Source organism: Pseudomonas sp. Snoq117.2 (assembly GCF_900110545.1).
In the GTDB taxonomy this organism is placed as follows: domain Bacteria; phylum Pseudomonadota; class Gammaproteobacteria; order Pseudomonadales; family Pseudomonadaceae; genus Chryseomonas; species Chryseomonas benzopyrenica.
Window position 1 is genome coordinate 60,755 of sequence record NZ_FOED01000002.1, and the last position, 16,290, is coordinate 77,044.

General features: G+C 63.3%; 17 protein-coding genes. 7 read left to right on the plus strand and 10 right to left on the minus strand.

All coding sequences use genetic code 11. The features are described 5' to 3' along the window. Positions 1-2 precede the first annotated feature (2 nt). Complete coding sequence (rssC, locus tag BMZ43_RS06220) at positions 3-485, minus strand: anti-sigma factor antagonist RssC (RefSeq protein ID WP_007158388.1); 483 nt, start codon at positions 483-485, stop codon at positions 3-5. Further along, positions 482-1,666, minus strand: coding sequence for a two-component system response regulator RssB (gene rssB / locus BMZ43_RS06225; protein ID WP_064308683.1), 1,185 nt, complete (start codon positions 1,664-1,666; stop codon positions 482-484). Before rssB ends, rssC begins: the two co-directional genes overlap by 4 nt. A gap of 204 nt (positions 1,667-1,870) precedes the next feature. Here rssB and BMZ43_RS06230 point away from each other — a divergent pair, with 204 nt between their 5' ends. Next, entirely contained in the window at positions 1,871-2,170 is a 300-nt protein-coding gene (locus tag BMZ43_RS06230) for a PilZ domain-containing protein (protein ID WP_093251151.1), read from the plus strand. A 57-nt stretch (positions 2,171-2,227) separates the two neighbouring features. On the opposite strand, the gene BMZ43_RS06235 is transcribed toward BMZ43_RS06230, so the two are convergent. After that, complete coding sequence (locus BMZ43_RS06235; RefSeq protein WP_371913862.1) at positions 2,228-2,854, minus strand: MlaA family lipoprotein; 627 nt, start codon at positions 2,852-2,854, stop codon at positions 2,228-2,230. A gap of 218 nt (positions 2,855-3,072) precedes the next feature. Here BMZ43_RS06235 and BMZ43_RS06240 point away from each other — a divergent pair, with 218 nt between their 5' ends. Continuing rightward, positions 3,073-3,336 (plus strand): DUF4404 family protein, encoded by a 264-nt coding sequence (locus BMZ43_RS06240; RefSeq protein WP_017640583.1) that lies wholly within the window; start codon positions 3,073-3,075, stop codon positions 3,334-3,336. Here the strand turns inward: BMZ43_RS06240 and queF are convergent, their stop codons facing one another. Genes queF through BMZ43_RS06255 form a run of 3 tightly spaced genes read right to left on the minus strand, consistent with a single transcriptional unit; the run spans position 3,337 to position 5,886 of the window. Next, the gene (gene queF / locus BMZ43_RS06245; RefSeq protein ID WP_093251159.1) at positions 3,337-4,164 is read right to left on the minus strand and encodes an NADPH-dependent 7-cyano-7-deazaguanine reductase QueF; all 828 of its coding nucleotides are present in this window, start codon (positions 4,162-4,164) and stop codon (positions 3,337-3,339) included. Positions 4,165-4,177: 13 nt separating this feature from the next. Beyond that, positions 4,178-4,957: an ABC transporter permease gene (locus tag BMZ43_RS06250; protein WP_064308680.1), complete on the minus strand. Its 780-nt coding sequence runs from the start codon at positions 4,955-4,957 to the stop codon at positions 4,178-4,180. Then, the gene (locus BMZ43_RS06255; RefSeq protein WP_017640580.1) at positions 4,954-5,886 is read right to left on the minus strand and encodes an ABC transporter ATP-binding protein; all 933 of its coding nucleotides are present in this window, start codon (positions 5,884-5,886) and stop codon (positions 4,954-4,956) included. Before BMZ43_RS06255 ends, BMZ43_RS06250 begins: the two co-directional genes overlap by 4 nt. A gap of 142 nt (positions 5,887-6,028) precedes the next feature. On the opposite strand from BMZ43_RS06255, the gene BMZ43_RS06260 reads away from it, so the two are divergent. Further along, a complete protein-coding gene (locus BMZ43_RS06260; protein ID WP_017640579.1) occupies positions 6,029-6,439 on the plus strand; it encodes a PA2817 family protein in 411 nt (136 codons plus the stop codon). Positions 6,440-6,500: 61 nt separating this feature from the next. Here BMZ43_RS06260 and nfuA read toward each other — a convergent pair whose 3' ends face one another. From nfuA to BMZ43_RS06275, 3 genes are all read right to left on the minus strand, one after another. Beyond that, positions 6,501-7,085 (minus strand): Fe-S biogenesis protein NfuA, encoded by a 585-nt coding sequence (gene nfuA / locus BMZ43_RS06265; RefSeq protein ID WP_064308678.1) that lies wholly within the window; start codon positions 7,083-7,085, stop codon positions 6,501-6,503. Positions 7,086-7,166: 81 nt separating this feature from the next. After that, a complete protein-coding gene (locus tag BMZ43_RS06270) occupies positions 7,167-8,132 on the minus strand; it encodes a sensor domain-containing diguanylate cyclase (RefSeq protein ID WP_093251164.1) in 966 nt (321 codons plus the stop codon). A 2-nt stretch (positions 8,133-8,134) separates the two neighbouring features. Next, a complete protein-coding gene (locus BMZ43_RS06275; RefSeq protein ID WP_093251169.1) occupies positions 8,135-9,136 on the minus strand; it encodes a response regulator in 1,002 nt (333 codons plus the stop codon). Between the two features lie 227 nt (positions 9,137-9,363). Between BMZ43_RS06275 and metH the strand changes: the two genes are divergently transcribed. Together metH and BMZ43_RS06285 are read left to right on the plus strand one after the other, a co-directional pair. Next, positions 9,364-13,080 carry a methionine synthase gene (metH, locus tag BMZ43_RS06280; RefSeq protein ID WP_177344780.1) on the plus strand — a complete coding sequence of 1,239 codons (3,717 nt, stop codon included), beginning with the start codon at positions 9,364-9,366 and terminating at the stop codon, positions 13,078-13,080. Positions 13,081-13,173: 93 nt separating this feature from the next. Then, positions 13,174-14,301: a PQQ-dependent sugar dehydrogenase gene (locus BMZ43_RS06285; protein WP_064308675.1), complete on the plus strand. Its 1,128-nt coding sequence runs from the start codon at positions 13,174-13,176 to the stop codon at positions 14,299-14,301. 35 nt (positions 14,302-14,336) lie between these two features. On the opposite strand, the gene BMZ43_RS06290 is transcribed toward BMZ43_RS06285, so the two are convergent. Further along, positions 14,337-14,639, minus strand: coding sequence for a DUF1883 domain-containing protein (locus tag BMZ43_RS06290; RefSeq protein ID WP_007158402.1), 303 nt, complete (start codon positions 14,637-14,639; stop codon positions 14,337-14,339). A gap of 85 nt (positions 14,640-14,724) precedes the next feature. Between BMZ43_RS06290 and BMZ43_RS06295 the strand changes: the two genes are divergently transcribed. Beyond that, positions 14,725-15,753, plus strand: coding sequence for an RNA methyltransferase (locus BMZ43_RS06295; protein ID WP_064308674.1), 1,029 nt, complete (start codon positions 14,725-14,727; stop codon positions 15,751-15,753). A 101-nt stretch (positions 15,754-15,854) separates the two neighbouring features. Continuing rightward, the gene (locus BMZ43_RS06300) at positions 15,855-16,259 is read left to right on the plus strand and encodes a hypothetical protein (protein ID WP_064308673.1); all 405 of its coding nucleotides are present in this window, start codon (positions 15,855-15,857) and stop codon (positions 16,257-16,259) included. The last annotated feature ends 31 nt before the right edge of the window (positions 16,260-16,290 follow it).

The window sequence follows — 16,290 nt, forward strand, 5'->3', positions numbered from 1 at the left end:
GGTCAGTGCCTTTCGAGGGCACTGACCAGATCGCGAAATGCATTGCGATTGGATTCATTGAGGCCCATCAACACCCGATGGGCTTCCAGCACGCGACTGCGCACCTCGGCTTCGGACTGATCCTGCGGTGGCAGGTCGGTCAGGCAATCCGGGCAAGGCAGGACCGTCTCGACGATATTGAACACCTGATCGAACCCCATGGAATCCAGCAGGCGCAGGATGTCCGGGTTGTTGGTGGTCAGCATGGGCAGCAGCCCGATGCGCTGCCGCGACAGGATCGACAGCTTAGCCAAAAGGCCCAGGGTGGTGCTGTCAATGCTCTGCGTCTCGGTCAGGTCTATGACGATGGACGAGAAATTCAACGACGAGAAGATGTGTTCGATGGTCGCGTCCAGCGCCGAGCAGAGGGTCAGACGCACCTCGCCGGTAAACTTCAGGACGAAGGTGCCATCCTGCTCGGCAAATTGGATTTTTCCGGTGCTCATGCCAGGTTCCTGCTCAACACCAGCAAAGCGATATCGTCGGGCATCTCGGTAACGGACGCCAGATCCAGGGCTTCGCTCAGGCCTGCCAGTGTACCGCCGGCGCGGCGGACGTAATCGGGCAAGCTGTGTTCTTTCTCTTTCAAATTGTCTCCCGGCAGCAGGTCGAAGATGCCATCCGAAAAGAGGGTCAGGCTGAAACGCTCGGGCAGATCCATCTGGTGGTCATTGTAGGTCGCCTCCTGGAACAGGCCGACCGGCAGGCCCTTGCCTACCAGGAAGCGCGTCTCTTCCGGGGTATGCAGGACCGGCAAGGGCAGATGACCACCGATGCTGTACGCCAGGGTACCCGTGGTTTCGTCGATGACGCCACCCAGCATGGTCACGTGCTTGCCCAATTTGCAATCCAGTAGACCCCTGTTGATGTGACCGAGCACATCCGAGGGCTTGAATTCGGGCAGCGTGCCGTTGCGCTTGGACTCATAGAGCAGCCGCGTGGTCATGAACTTGAGCAGCACGGTCACGAAGGCCGACGAGGCGCCATGGCCGGAGACGTCGGCCAGGTAGAAGGCGACGCGGTGCTCGTCGATGCGAAAGTAGTCGACGAAATCGCCGGACAGGTACAGCGAGGGGATGATCTCGTGGGCGAAATGCAGCCCCTCGGTTTCCCAGGGCGTCACCGGCAACATGTTCATCTGCACGTGACGCCCGGCGTTCTGGTCCTCCTGCAGGAGGCTCAGGCTCGCCTGCAGCTCGCGATTGGTGTTTTCCAGCTTGACCCGGTAGCGATCGTTTTCCAGGCGCAGGCGGGCGCGATCCAGGGCGCGATTCACCGAGTGCTCCAGCACCATCAGGTCTTCGAGCGGCTTGATCAGGTAATCGGCGGCGCCCAGGCGCAGGGCTTCCACGACGTCGCTCATGACGCCGGCGCCGGACAGCACCAGCACGGGCGTATCGATGGACAGCTCGCTGATGCGGCGCAGCAGCGTCAGCCCGTCGACCTGCGGCATGCGCAGGTCGCAGATGATGAGGTCAGGCTGTTCGCGCTCGAATATTTCCAGGCCCTGCTGGCCATTGCTGGCCTGCAGGACATTGAAGCCACTGTCTTCGAGATAGTCGGCGAGACTGAGGCGAACCACCTCGTCATCGTCAATGATCAGGAGCGTGGCAGGCGAATTAGACATAGAGGATCCAGGCATGCACCCGAACGGCAAACCGGCGGACACTATCCGACACGGGCCACGGTGATTACGACACGGCGGAGACACTACTCCCATCCACCGGGGCGTTCAAGCTTGCCAACCGGATGGAAATTCTTTACAGGGTGCCATTATGGAGTTTATACCTCCAGCAACCCGCCATCCATCCTCCCAAGCAGTAGGATTGCCATGAGTACCATTGACCGTTCTTACAGTGAAAAGCGCGACTTCATTCGCATGCACGTCGACTCCAAGGCCATACTGAAGGTCGGCGATGCCTCCTTCGAGGCGCGCTGCGTCGATCTGTCCAGCACCGGTTTCCAGATCGAGGCCGCCACCAGCCTGCAGGTCGGCGACAAGGTGACCGTGCTCATCCCCTCCAGCCATGCCGAACTTCCCGGCCTGGAAGCGGACGCCGAGGTCCTGCGCGTCCAGGCCACCGATTCGGGCAAGCAGCTGCTGGGCCTGTCCGTGCTGGAAATGCGCTAACTACTGCGGCCAATAAAAAAGGCAGCCCCTGGGCTGCCTTTTTTATTGGGGCCGGGACTAGAAGTCGTCGACCACCTGACCATCCTTGACCTTGAATTCGCGGGTCTGCAAGTAGGCGTTGCGAATGAACACGTACTTGTCCCCGGTGATCAAGCGCTCGGCCTGCAGGAGACCGGCCCGGGTATCGACGGTGCTGAGGGCGAAGGCGCTGTTGCGCACGGCGACGTCGTCCACATAGGGATAGGCGCTGGTGTAGCTGTCCGGGATGCGACCGAGGCCGTCACGCACGCTGCTGGGGCCGAAGAACGGCAGGACCAGGTAGGGACCGCTGGTGGCGCCCCACTTGCCCAGGGTCTGGCCGAAATCTTCGTCGTTGCGCTGCAGGCCGGCCTTGGTGGCCACGTCGACCAGGCCGAGGCCGCCCATCGTGGTATTCATCAACAGGCGCGCGGTGTCGACCCCGGCGTGCTCGATCTTGCCTTGCAACAGGTTGTTGGCCAGGTTGCGCACGTCACCCAGGTTGTTGAAGAAGTTGCTCACGCCGGTCTGCACGAAGCCAGGCATGAAGCGCTGATAGCCCTGGGCGACCGGCTTGAGGGCATAGGTATCCAGGGTATCGTTGAACACGAAGATCTTGCGGTTGAAGCCTTCCCAGGGATCGGGATTCTCAGCTTCGGCCGCCATGGCCTGACCGGCAAAGGTCAGGGCCGTTGCAAGGAGCGCTCCCCAGACCCTGGAACCACGTCGCTCGACCATCATCGCTTCTCTCCTCGTTGCACTCAGACGCCTGAAAGGCGCCGATTATAGTCATAGCTTTGCCACTTTGGCTTAGGGCCAGGCGCTATCCCTCGATCTTTGACCCGCCGTTGCGGTCAAAGAATCCGAACACAGGAGAAACGCCCATGACCACCTCTCATCTGCAGGAACAACTCGACCACCTCCGCCACCAGCTGGACCAGGATCCGCCCGCCTCGCCCGAGGATCGGGAAGAACTGGAACTGCTGATCCGGGATATCGAATTCCAGCTGGCCAACGAAGATGCCACCCGGGATGGCAGCCTGGTCGAAGGCGTCAATCTGGCCGTGGAGCGTTTCGAGGTCAGTCACCCGACCATGGCCGGCACGCTCCGCTCGATCATGAACAGCCTGAGCAGCATGGGCATCTGATCACTGCCGGACGTAACGCTCCGCGGCGGGCTGGATGGCGTCACTGCTTCGGTAGGGATTGATATCCAGTCCGCCACGCCGCACATAGCGGGCGAACACGGTCAGCTTCGCCGGCTTGAGCAGCCGCCACAAATCCAGATAGATGCGCTCGACGCACTGCTCGTGGAAATCCGCATGCTGGCGGAAGGCGACCAGGTAGCGCAGCAGGCTGGCCGGTTCCAGGGCCAGGCCCTCATCGTACTCGACCACCACGGTGCCCCAGTCCGGCTGACCGGTGACCGGGCAGTTCGACTTAAGCAGGTGGCTGTAAAACCTCTGACTATCCCGCGCTTCGCCCACGTTCAGCAGTTCGGCCTGCGGGTGGGCATAGCGATCCAGACTGACATCCAGATCGTCGAGGCACTGGCCACTCGGGCGCTGGACACCACGGGCCGCCCAATCATCCAAGGACATCAGGTTGACGCCGACGGGACCACCAGCCGCGGCGCTCAGGTCCTTGACCAGTACGGCTTCGAGTTCGGCCATGCTGGCGAACACCGACTGGTTCAGGGAGTTGAGGTACAGCTTGAAGGACTTGGACTCGATGATGTTCGGCGAATCGGCCGGGATGGCGAATTCGGCGATGGCCACCACCGGCTTGCCGGAAGGCAGCAACCAGGACAGCTCGTAGCAGGTCCAGACATCCACCCCGCGAAACGGCAGGCGCTGGCCGTCCAGGCCCAGCTCCGCCCACTTGGGCGCGCGCGGGATCGGATAGAGCAGCGTCGGCGCATATTCGCTGACGTACTCGGTGCTTTTGCCCAGGGGCGATTGTTCTACGCTATGCATGACGCTCAGACACTCAATGACGCATGCCGCGCCCGCTCACGAGCAGACGGATGCTGACCAGATAAAGCACGACCACGGCGAACAGCATGAAGGCGATCGCCACCCCGATGCGGATGTCGGACACCCCAAGGATGCCGTAGCGGAAGGCATTGACCATGTGCAGGATCGGATTGACCAGGGACACCTTCTGCCAGAAGGCCGGCAGCAGGTCGATGGAATAGAAGACCCCGCCCAGGTAGGTCAGGGGCGTCAGCACGAAGGTCGGCACGATGGAGATGTCGTCGAAGTTGCGCGCGTAGACGGCGTTGATGAAGCCGCCCAGGGCAAAGATCGCCGCAGTGAGAATGATCACCAACAGCATGATGCCCAGGTGGTGCACCTGCATGTGGGTGAAGAACAGCGATAGCAGGCTGACGATGGCGGCCACGGCCAGGCCGCGCAGGATGCCGCCCATGGCATAGCCGATGAGGATCACGTGCGGGGACACCGGCGAGACCAGCAGCTCTTCCACGGAGCGCTGGAACTTGCTGCTGAAGAAGCTGGAGACCACGTTGCTGTAGGCATTGGTGATCACCGACATCATGATCAGGCCCGGCACGATGTACTGCATGTAGGTGAAGCCACCCATGCCGCCGATACGATTGCCGATCAGGTTCCCGAAGATCACGAAGTACAGAACCATGGTGATCGCCGGGGGCAGCAGCGTCTGTGCCCAGATACGGGTGAAGCGGCGCACTTCGCGATGGACGATGGTCCGCAGCGCCACCATGTTGGCTTGGAATTCGGTACTCATCGGGCGACCTTGGCTAGATTCTTTTCCACCAGGGAGACGAACAGCTCCTCCAGGCGATTGGCTTTGTTTCTCAGGCTCTGGACCTGGATGCCGGCGGCGTCCAACTGGCGGAACAGGGCGTTGACCCCACTGGCCTTGTCGATCTGCACCTCGAAGGAGTGGTCACCCAGCAGTTTGGCCGGATAGCCGTCCAGCTGCGGCGCCGCCGTCAGCGGCTGGACCACATCGACGATGAAGGTCTCGACGTTGAGCTTCTGCAGGAGCTTGCGCATGCTGGTGTGCTCGACCAGCTCGCCATGGTCGATGATGGCGATGTTGCGGCAGAGGTGCTCGGCCTCTTCGAGGTAGTGGGTGGTGAGGATGATGCTGGTTCCCTGCCTGTTCAGCTCGGTGAGGAAGCTCCACATGGAGCGCCGCAGCTCGATGTCGACCCCGGCGGTGGGTTCGTCGAGGATCAGCAGGCGCGGTTTGTGGATCAAGGCGCGAGCGATCATCAGGCGACGCTTCATGCCGCCAGAGAGCATGCGCGAAGGCGTATCGCGTTTGTCCCACAGCCCGAGCTGGGTGAGGTACTCCTCGGCGCGCTCACCGGCGATGCGTGCGGGAATACCGTAGTAGCCCGCCTGGGTGACGACGATGTCGAAGGCCTTCTCGAACTGGTTGAAGTTGAACTCCTGGGGCACCACGCCCAGGCAGCGCTTGAGGCCCGCGGGATCCTTGTCCAGGTCGTTGCCGAACACCGACACCTCACCGCCCGACTTGTTGACCAGGGTCGAGAGAATGCCGATGGTGGTCGATTTGCCCGCCCCGTTCGGACCGAGCAGCGCGAAGAAATCACCTTCGACCACATCGAGGTCGATCCCCTTGAGGGCGGTGAAGCCGTTGTTGTAGGTCTTGGTCAGACCACGAATGGAGAGAGCTAGACTCATGTGCCTCCCGGCAAGAACTGATTCGCAAAGAAAAGTGCTACTTCCTATAACCCCGGCGGCGGGCAAAGGTTCGATCCTAGTCGAACCAGACAACGTCGGACAGTGCCCCTATACTGCGCAGCCGCTTTTTCAGGAGACACCCATGGCCACTTCCTATCTCGCCCACCACGTCGCCCTCCTCGCCCAGCTGCGAGCGGTTCTGGCCGATGTCGGCGCGGCCGAGCAGGTGCCCTCGGAGAACCACGCGCTGTTCCTCGACCGCTTCGACGAGCTGGTCGCCGGCCTGCCCCAGGCGCCCGAAGAGTACGCCTATCTCGGCCAGGACCTGCTCAGCCAGATCTTCAGCCGCTATCCGCAGATCGCCCACCGGGTGCCGCGCGACCTGCTGTGGTTCTTTGGCGGCGATTGCCTGCACTTCATGCCGGACGAAGAGCTGGCGCTCTATCAGCGGCTGGACGAGCGTCGTCATGAGGCGGAATCCCGCGGCGAAGTCTTCGACTGGGCGCAGGAGCAGCGCCTGATGGCCCTGCCGGAAGACGCAGCGCGCCACTGAAACGTCGAAGGGCTATCGATCGGTTCGATAGCCCTTCGCGACCGCCAGGACGCCAAGCTACCTAGTAGTAGGCGTTTTCGCGGTTGGTGTGGTCGGTGACGTCGCGCACGGCGGTGAGCTCGGGGATCCGCTCCAGCAGGGTGCGCTCGACGCCATCCTTGAGGGTCAGATCGACCTGACCACAGCCCTGGCAACCGCCACCGAAGCGCAGCACCGCGACGTTGTCGTCGACGATATCCACCAGGCTGACCATGCCACCGTGGCTGGCGAGCCCCGGATTGATCTCGGTCTGCAGGTAGTAGTCGACGCGCTCGTTGAGCGGGCTGTCCTCGTTGACCATGGGCACCTTGGCGTTGGGCGCCTTGATGGTCAGCTGGCCACCCATGCGGTCGGTGGCGTAGTCCACCAGGGCGTCTTCCAGGAAGGGCTGGCTGATGGCATCGAGGTAGGCGGTAAAGCTCTTCAGGCCGATGGGCTGGTCATCGGGCTTCTCCTCGCCGGGCTTGCAATAGGCGATGCAGGTCTCGGCGTACTGGGTGCCGGGCTGGGTAATGAAGATGCGGATACCGATACCGGGGGTATTCTGCTTTTCCAACAGGTCGGCCAGGTAATCCTGAGCCGCGTCGGTAATGATGATGGCGCTCATGGTCACTCCTCAACAGGTGTGACAAGTTTACGCCACCCTACCCCTCGACGAAAGCCCTAGTGAAACAGTCGGATAATCGTCTCAATCCAGACGCTGAACGAAGCTGGTGACCCTATTGCGCCCGGCATGCTTGGATTCGTACAGGGCCTTGTCCGCCTGCTGGATCATCTGCTCGTGATTGCCCAGGGGCACCGACAGATCGGTGAGGCCAATGCTGATGGTGAAGGCGATGGGCGTTCCCAGCACATCGAGACGCATCGCCTCCACCGCTTCGCGCAGGCGCTCGGCGAGTAGCCGGGCGCCTTCCACGCCCGTATCGAGCAGCACCACGCCGAATTCCTCGCCACCGTAGCGTCCGGCGATGTCGGCGTTGCGCACATGGGTCTTGATCACCCCGGCCAGCGCCTTGATCGCCTGATCGCCAACGGCGTGGCCATAGGTGTCGTTGATGCGCTTAAAGTGATCGATGTCGAGCATCATCAGCGCCAGGCGGCCGCCATAGCGCTGGTGCCGGGCGAATTCCTCGGTGAGGCGTTCCTCCCAGTAGCCACGATTGGCCAGCCCGGTCAGGCGATCGGTGCGCGACAGTTCCTGCAGCTTGTCGTTGGAAAGCTCCAGTTGCCGCTTGTTGATGGCGACATCGGTGACATCGTAGATCACCACGCAGATATGGGCGATAGCCCCGGTGGAATCGCGCAACGGCAGCAGGGTCACGTTCTGGTACATGAAGGCTTCCACGCCGGTGATCGGCTGGTAACTCTTGAAGTGGACCAGATAGGGTCGCTGTTCCCAGATGGAGAAGGCCCGGGTGCCCAGCAGAACCACGCTTTCGGCCTTGGCCCGGAACCAGGCCTCGTCGATTTCGGCGAAGACCGCGAACAGCGACTGCTGGCTGACCTCGCTGAGGATCCGCCCGGAATGGTTTTCCATGAAGCTGTTCCAGACCTCGATACGGTAGTCGAGGTCCAGCACCACCACGCCGACATCGATGTTCTGCACGATGTCCAGCAGCCAGTGGAGTTCGTTGATATCGATCTGTGCGGCCATGCTCAACTCATCAGGTAGCCGATCTTGCGGGTGATGCGCTTCACCGAATCCTCGGTGAACAGCAGCAGCAGATCGAAGTGGACGTTATGGCCTTCCAGGCTGTAGCTGAGTTCGACCGCCAGGGTCTTCTTCCAGCGCGTCTTGTTGACGACGATGAGCTCGTCGATGGACGCGTGGTGGCCGAGGATGGTCGGATGGCCCTGGGAAAAGCGGATGTCGAACTGCTCGGCGATCCCGGCCAGGCAGGCGCCGATGATGATGCTCGACAGATCCAGCAGCATCTCGATGTCGCCGGACTCCCCCGCCTCGCGCCAGCGCACCAGGCGCGCCATGTCGTCGAATTCGGAGTCGTGGAAGATCAGCAGCGCCTCGCCGGCGATGCCCTCGCCGATGTAGCCCTGGCACACCGCGCTGAGACGATCCTCGCGCTGTGCATCCACCAGCGTCATGTGCAGCTCGCTGACTTCCAGGATGTTGACATTGGGAATGGGCAACTGAACGAAGACATCCAGCGCCTTGGCCAGCAGGGCCCCGGCGCGACCCATGGAGACGTTGACCACCTCGCGGAAGGCATCGCGGAAACTGACTTCCAGCTCCGGACGCGCGATGGGTTCCGCCGGAGTCGTCGGGCTTGGGCTATAGATACCGTGGCGCTGGAGCACCGTGGCCAGTTCGGAGGGATCGGCCGGCTTGCGGATGAAGTCCAGAGCGCCCAGTTCGCGCACCCGTGCCACCGCCTGTTCCTGGACATCGCCGGAGACGACGATCACCTTGACCGCCAGACCCTCGTTGCGAATCGCTGCCAGGGTGCCGTAGCCATCCAGGATCGGCATGGTCAGGTCCAGCAGCATCACCTGGCCCAGTCCCTGACGCAGCGCCGTGAGGGCTTCCTCGCCATTGGTGGCCTGGGTGATGGATACCCCCCAACCTTCGGGTAGGGAGCGAACCAGCTGCTTGCGCGCCATGTTCGAGTCGTCGCATATCACCAGAGGAATCACGGCCACCTTCCATGACACTGTTTTGACGCACAGTAAACGTCGGTCATCTGTCAGTAAAGCAGCACTTCGGGCGCTTGTCCGCCGCCCGCTCTAGATCGCTAAGCATCCCTGGCATGAAAGACTCGCCGACCCTTCATGAGCGCTGCTCATCATGGATCACTGCCGATACCGGGGCGGGCGCCGGCTTTTGCTATGCTGCCACCCTTTGTCCAGCGTCTCTTCATCTCTGTGGAATGCCCATGACCGATCGTAGCTCTCGCCTCGCCGCCCTCCGCCACGCCCTCGCGCAGCGCATCCTCATCCTCGACGGCGGCATGGGCACCATGATCCAGAGCTATCGCCTGGAGGAAGCGGACTACCGCGGCAGGCGTTTCGCCGACTGGCCGAGCGACGTCAAGGGCAACAACGACCTCTTGCTGCTGACCCAGCCGAAGATCATCGCCGAGATCGAAAAGGCCTACCTGGATGCCGGCGCCGACATCCTGGAAACCAACACCTTCAATGCCACCCGGGTCTCCCAGGCCGACTACGGCATGGAAGAGATCACCTATGAGCTGAACCTGGCCGGTGCCCGGGTCGCTCGTGAAGTGGCCGACGCCAAGACCCTGGAGACCCCGGATCGCCCGCGCTTCGTCGCCGGGGTGCTCGGCCCGACCAGCCGGACCTGCTCCATCTCTCCGGACGTCAACAACCCCGGCTATCGCAACGTCACCTTCGACGAGCTGGTGGAAAACTACACCGAGGCCACCCGCGGCCTGATCGAGGGCGGCGCCGACCTTATCCTGATCGAGACCATCTTCGACACCCTCAATGCCAAGGCGGCGATCTTCGCCGTCCAGGGCGTGTTCGAAGAGGTCGGCATCGAATTGCCGATCATGATCTCCGGCACCATCACCGACGCTTCCGGCCGCACCCTCTCCGGCCAGACCACCGAGGCCTTCTGGAACTCGGTACGCCACGCCCAGCCGATTTCCGTCGGCCTCAACTGTGCCCTGGGCGCCAAGGAACTGCGGCCCTACGTCGAGGAACTGGCGACCAAGGCCGATACCTTCGTCTCCGCCCACCCCAACGCCGGCCTGCCCAACGCCTTTGGGGAATACGACGAAAGCCCCGAGCAGATGGCGGCGGTGGTGGAGGAATTCGCCGCCAGCGGCCTGCTCAACATCGTCGGCGGCTGCTGCGGCACCACCCCGGCGCATATCCAGGCCATCGCCGAAGCGGTCGCCAGGCATGCCCCGCGCCAGCTGCCGGAGATTCCCAAGGCCTGCCGCCTCTCCGGCCTGGAGCCCTTCACCATCAGCCGCGAGTCGCTGTTCGTCAACGTCGGCGAGCGCACCAACATCACCGGCTCGGCCAAGTTCGCCCGGCTGATCCGTGAGGAGAACTATGCCGAGGCCTTGGAAGTGGCCCAGCAGCAGGTAGAAGCCGGCGCCCAGGTCATCGACATCAACATGGACGAAGGCATGCTGGACTCGCAGGCGGCCATGGTCACCTTCCTCAACCTGATCGCCTCCGAGCCGGACATCTCCCGGGTGCCGATCATGATCGACTCCTCCAAGTGGGAGGTGATCGAGGCCGGCCTCAAGTGCATCCAGGGCAAGGGCATCGTCAACTCCATCTCCATGAAGGAAGGCGTCGAAGCCTTCATCCATCACGCCAAGCTGTGTAAGCGCTATGGCGCGGCGGTGGTGGTCATGGCCTTCGACGAAGACGGGCAGGCCGACACCGAGGCGCGCAAGAACGAGATCTGCGCCCGCTCCTACGACATCCTGGTCAACCAGGTCGGCTTTCCGCCGGAAGACATCATCTTCGACCCCAACATCTTCGCCGTGGCCACCGGGATCGAGGAGCACAACAACTACGCGGTCGACTTCATCAACGCCTGCGCCTATATCCGCGACAACCTGCCCTACGCCCTGACTTCCGGCGGTGTGTCCAACGTCTCCTTCTCCTTCCGCGGCAACAACCCGGTACGCGAGGCCATCCACTCGGTCTTTCTCTACCACGCTATCCAGAACGGCCTGACCATGGGCATCGTCAACGCCGGTCAGCTGGAGATCTACGACGAGATCCCGGCCGCCCTGCGCGAGCGGGTCGAGGACGTGGTGCTCAACCGCACCCCGGCAGGCACCGACGCCCTGCTGGCCATCGCCGACGACTACAAGGGCGGCGGCGCGGTCAAGGAAGCCGAGACCGAGGAATGGCGCGGCCTGCCGGTGGACAAGCGACTGGAGCATGCCTTGGTCAAGGGCATCACCACCTATATCGTCGAGGACACCGAGGAGTGCCGCCAGCAATGCGCGCGGCCCATCGAGGTCATCGAAGGTCCGCTGATGAGCGGCATGAACGTGGTCGGCGACCTGTTCGGCTCGGGCAAGATGTTCCTGCCGCAGGTGGTCAAGTCCGCCCGGGTGATGAAGCAGGCGGTGGCCCACCTGATTCCCTTCATCGAGGCGGAGAAAGGCGACAAGCCCGAGGCCAAGGGCAAGATCCTCATGGCCACGGTCAAGGGCGACGTCCACGACATTGGCAAGAACATCGTCGGCGTGGTGCTGGGTTGCAACGGCTACGACATCGTCGACCTGGGCGTCATGGTCCCGGCGGAAAAGATCCTGCAGACCGCCATTACCGAGAAGTGCGACATCATCGGTCTGTCGGGCCTGATCACCCCCTCGCTGGACGAGATGGTCCATGTCGCCAAGGAGATGCAGCGCCAGGGCTTCACCCTGCCCCTGATGATCGGCGGCGCCACCACCTCCAAGGCCCATACCGCGGTCAAGATCGAGCCGCAGTACCGGAACGATGCCGTAGTCTATGTCACCGACGCCTCACGCGCCGTGGGTGTGGCTACCCAGCTGCTCTCCAAGGAACTCAAGGCCGGCTTCGTCGAGCGCACCCGCGCCGACTACGTCGAGGTGCGCGAACGCACCGCCAATCGCAGCGCCCGTACCGAACGCCTGTCCTACGCCAAGGCCGTGGCCAACAAGCCGGCCTTCAACTGGCTCGGCTACCAGGCGCCCAAGCCCAGCTTCACCGGGACCCGGGTGCTGGAAGACATCGATCTGGCGGTGCTGGCCGAATACATCGACTGGACACCCTTCTTCATCTCCTGGGACCTGGCCGGCAAGTACCCGCGCATCCTCACCGACGAGGTGGTGGGTGAAGCCGCCACCGCGTTGTTCGACGATGCCCAGGCCATGCTCAGCAAGCTGATCGACGAGAAGCTGATCAAGGCCCGCGCCGTGTTCGGCTTCTGGCCGGCCAACCAGGTGCGCGACGACGACCTGGAAGTCTATGGTGAAGACGGCCAACCCCTGGCCACTCTGCACCACCTGCGCCAGCAGACCATCAAGCCCGAGGGCAAGCCCAATCTGTCCCTGGCCGACTTCGTCGCGCCCAAGGAAACGGGCGTGACCGACTACATGGGCGGCTTCATCGTCACCGCCGGCATCGGCGCCGAGGAACTGGCCAAGGACTACGAGCGCAAGGGCGACGACTACAACTCGATCATGGTGAAAGCCTTGGCCGACCGCCTCGCCGAAGCCTGTGCCGAATGGCTGCACGAGCGGGTGCGCAAGGAACACTGGGGCTATGCCGCGGACGAGACCCTGGACAACGAGGCCTTGATCCGCGAGCAATACAAGGGCATCCGCCCCGCCCCCGGCTACCCGGCCTGCCCCGATCACACCGAGAAGGCCACCCTGTTCAAGCTGCTGGATCCCGAAGCCAGCTTCAACGAGGCCGGTCGCAGCGGGGTCTTCCTCACCGAGCACTACGCCATGTTCCCGGCAGCAGCGGTCAGCGGCTGGTACTTCGCCCATCCCGAGGCCCAGTATTTCGCCGTGGGCAAGATCGACAAGGATCAGGTCGGCAGCTACACCGAGCGCAAGGGCCAGGAGCTGGCGGTGACGGAGCGGTGGTTGGCGCCGAATTTGGGGTACGACAACTAAGCTGGCAGACGCCTCAGGTAACAAAAACGCGGCCCTTTTCGCTGGCGTCCCTACTAGGGTGTAGGGACTTCCAACGACGAGGACAGCGTGCCCATGAAAGGTCTCACCCTAGCTGCCGGCAGTCTCCTGCTCAGTCTCGCCACCCTGAACGCCAATGCCGCACCCCAGGCTCTCTCCCAGGATCAGTGGCCCTTCACGGCCATGCCCAGGGCCACCTTGGACGCGCCCTGGGCGATCGCCTTCCTGCCGGATGGCACTGCCCTGGTCACCGAGAAAGGCGGTGTGCTCAAGCACCTGAACGTGCAGACCGGCAAGGCCCAGGACATCAGCGGCGTGCCCAAGGTGATCGCCGCCGGCCAGGGCGGACTGGGCGATGTCATCCTGCATCCGCAATACGCCAGCAACGGGCTGATCTACCTGAGCTATGCCGAGGCCGGCGAAGACGGCACCCAGGGCGCGGCGGTCGCCCGGGCCAAGCTGACCCTGAAGGAGGACGGCAGTGGTTCGCTCAGTGACCTCAAGGTGATCTGGCGGCAGACGCCCAAGGTCAGTGGCAACGGTCACTATGGCCATCGCATGAGATTCGGTCCGGACGGCAAGCTGTGGATCACCTCGGGTGAACGGCAGAAATTCACCCCGGCCCAGGACATGAGCGGCAACCTGGGCAAGCTCATCCGCCTCAATGACGATGGCAGTGTCCCCGCGGACAACCCCTTCGCCAAGCAAGGCGGCGTAGCGGCGCAGGTCTGGTCGCTGGGCCATCGCAATCCGCTGGGTATCGCCTTCGACGCCCAGGGCCGGCTGTGGGAACAGGAGATGGGTCCCCAGGGCGGTGACGAGCTGAACCTGATCCAGCGCGGCGGCAACTACGGCTATCCCGAGGTCTCCAACGGCGACCATTATGGCGGCAAGCCGATTCCCGATCACTCCACACGCCCGGAATTCATCCCGCCCAAGATCACCTGGACGCCGGTGATCTCCCCCGCCGGCTTGATGATCTACGCAGGCGACCGCTTCCCGGCCTGGCAGGGCAATGCCTTCATCGGCGGGCTGTCGTCCAAGGCGCTGGTACGGATCGAACTCAAGGGCGAAGAGGCGCGCGAAGTCGAGCGCTATGCCATGGGCACGCGCATCCGTGACGTCGAGGAAGGTCCCAACGGCAGTCTCTGGGTCTTGGAGGACGGTGCCAACGCCCGGCTGCTGGAGTTGCAGCCGAAATAGCCGCGAGGGTCACCCAGGGACGGGTGACCGCTGTCTCAGCGCAGCTCGGAGGGCGAGCGGCGGACGATCTTGATCGAGTGCTTGATGTCCGGCTTGCGGGTCACGCTGATCGGCCGCTTGGTCACGGTATCCAAGGTGATGTTCCAGAAGCCGGTGCTGGGCACGGTGATGCGCGCCGGAAAGGTGTCGAAGGCGCCGCCATGATAGGTGTGGCGGCCGCCATTCTTGAAGCTGCGGAAATTGGCATCGTTCATCAGGCGGATGTTGCACACCCCCGAACTCTGGATGACGACCAGGTCGCCCTCGTTGAGATGCTCGCGCTGGTGGATGAACTTCATGACGGGTCCTCGTCTTGCAAAGGACTAGGATAACATCCCTGCCCTGTCCTATTATCGCCGCCCGCCCCCGACCTGCCCTTTTCCCATGCGTATTTCCGATGCCGTCCAGTTGCTCGCCGATGCCGGCGCCAAGCCCAAGCACAGTGCCCGTATCCTGCGCGCCTGGTGCCAGGGACTGCCCCTGGACACCGGCACCCGGCGCCAGCAGGCGGAAAACTTCCTGCCGCTGGAGGTACGCCAGGCCATCCCGGCACTGACCGCGCGGCTGGAAGGCCTGGCCCGGGTGACCTCGGAGCATCCGGGTGCCGACGGCTCGGCGCGGATGCTGGTGACCCTGGGCGACGGCCAGGCGGTGGAAAGCGTGCTGCTGCCGCGTGATGGACTCTGCGTGTCGTCCCAGGTCGGCTGCGCGGTGGGCTGCGTTTTCTGCATGACCGGCAAGAGCGGCCTGCTGCGCCAGGTGGGCAGCGCCGAGATCGTCGCCCAAGTGGCCCTGGCGCGACGCATCAGGCCGGTCAAGAAGGTGGTCTTCATGGGCATGGGCGAGCCGGCCCACAACCTGGACAACGTGCTGGAAGCCATCGACCTGCTGGGCACCGCCGGCGGTATCGGCCATCGCAACCTGGTGTTTTCCACTGTCGGCGATCCACGGGTATTCGAGCGACTGCCTCAGCAGGCGGTCAGGCCGGCGCTGGCGCTGTCGCTGCACAGTACCAATGCCGAGCGCCGGGCCCGGCTGCTGCCCAAGGCGCCCCGCTACGAACCGGGCGAGCTGATCGAACAGGGTGAAGCCTATGCCCGGCTGATCGGCTATCCGATCCAGTACCAGTGGACGCTGCTCGCCGGCATCAACGACAGTCAGGAAGAGATGGACGAACTGCTGCGCCTGATGAAGGGCAAATATGGCGTGCTCAATCTGATCCCCTACAACAGCCTGGAAGTGGACGACTACCAGCGCCCCGACGGCGAGCGCATCGTGCAGATCGTGCGCTACCTGCACAGCCGCGGCCTGCTGACCAAGGTGCGCAACTCCGCGGGCCAGGATGTCGATGGCGGCTGTGGCCAGTTGCGCGCCCGGGCAGAGGTGCTGCGCCCCGTACGCGTCAGCGCCTGACCGATCGTCCCGCGCCTGGCCCCGCCTATCAGATGCGGTGGAACGCCAGACCTGGCGCCCCCTCAGAGTGCACTCGCACCATTCAGAGGGAAGCTTTTTCCATGCAGGATCGCATCAAACGTCACGACCCCTTCATCGCCGGTCTGAAGGAACGCCTGCCCGAAGCGCTGCGTGAATCCTTTACCGAGGAGCAGCTGGAAGCCCTCAAGCTGGCCTTCGGCACCCGCAGCTGGGGCAAGCACAGCGTCGATCTGCGCGGCACCGTCAAATTCTGGCACCGCCGTTACTACTTCGTCTTCCTCGCCGGTCGCAACTACCGTCAACTGTCCCGCCTGGAGCAGGAATTGTCCCTGCTGGGCAAGGCCACGGTGCTGGCGGCGATACTGCTGGCCTGCGGCCTGGTGGGTCTGGTGCTGCTCTATCTGCTCAAGTCGGCGCTGGGCATCGATATCTTTCCCGACTACTCCTTCGGAGTTTGGACCTGGTTCAAGGGTCTATTCGAGTAGCACGGATTCGCTGGACCCCGGCAGGGAGGCT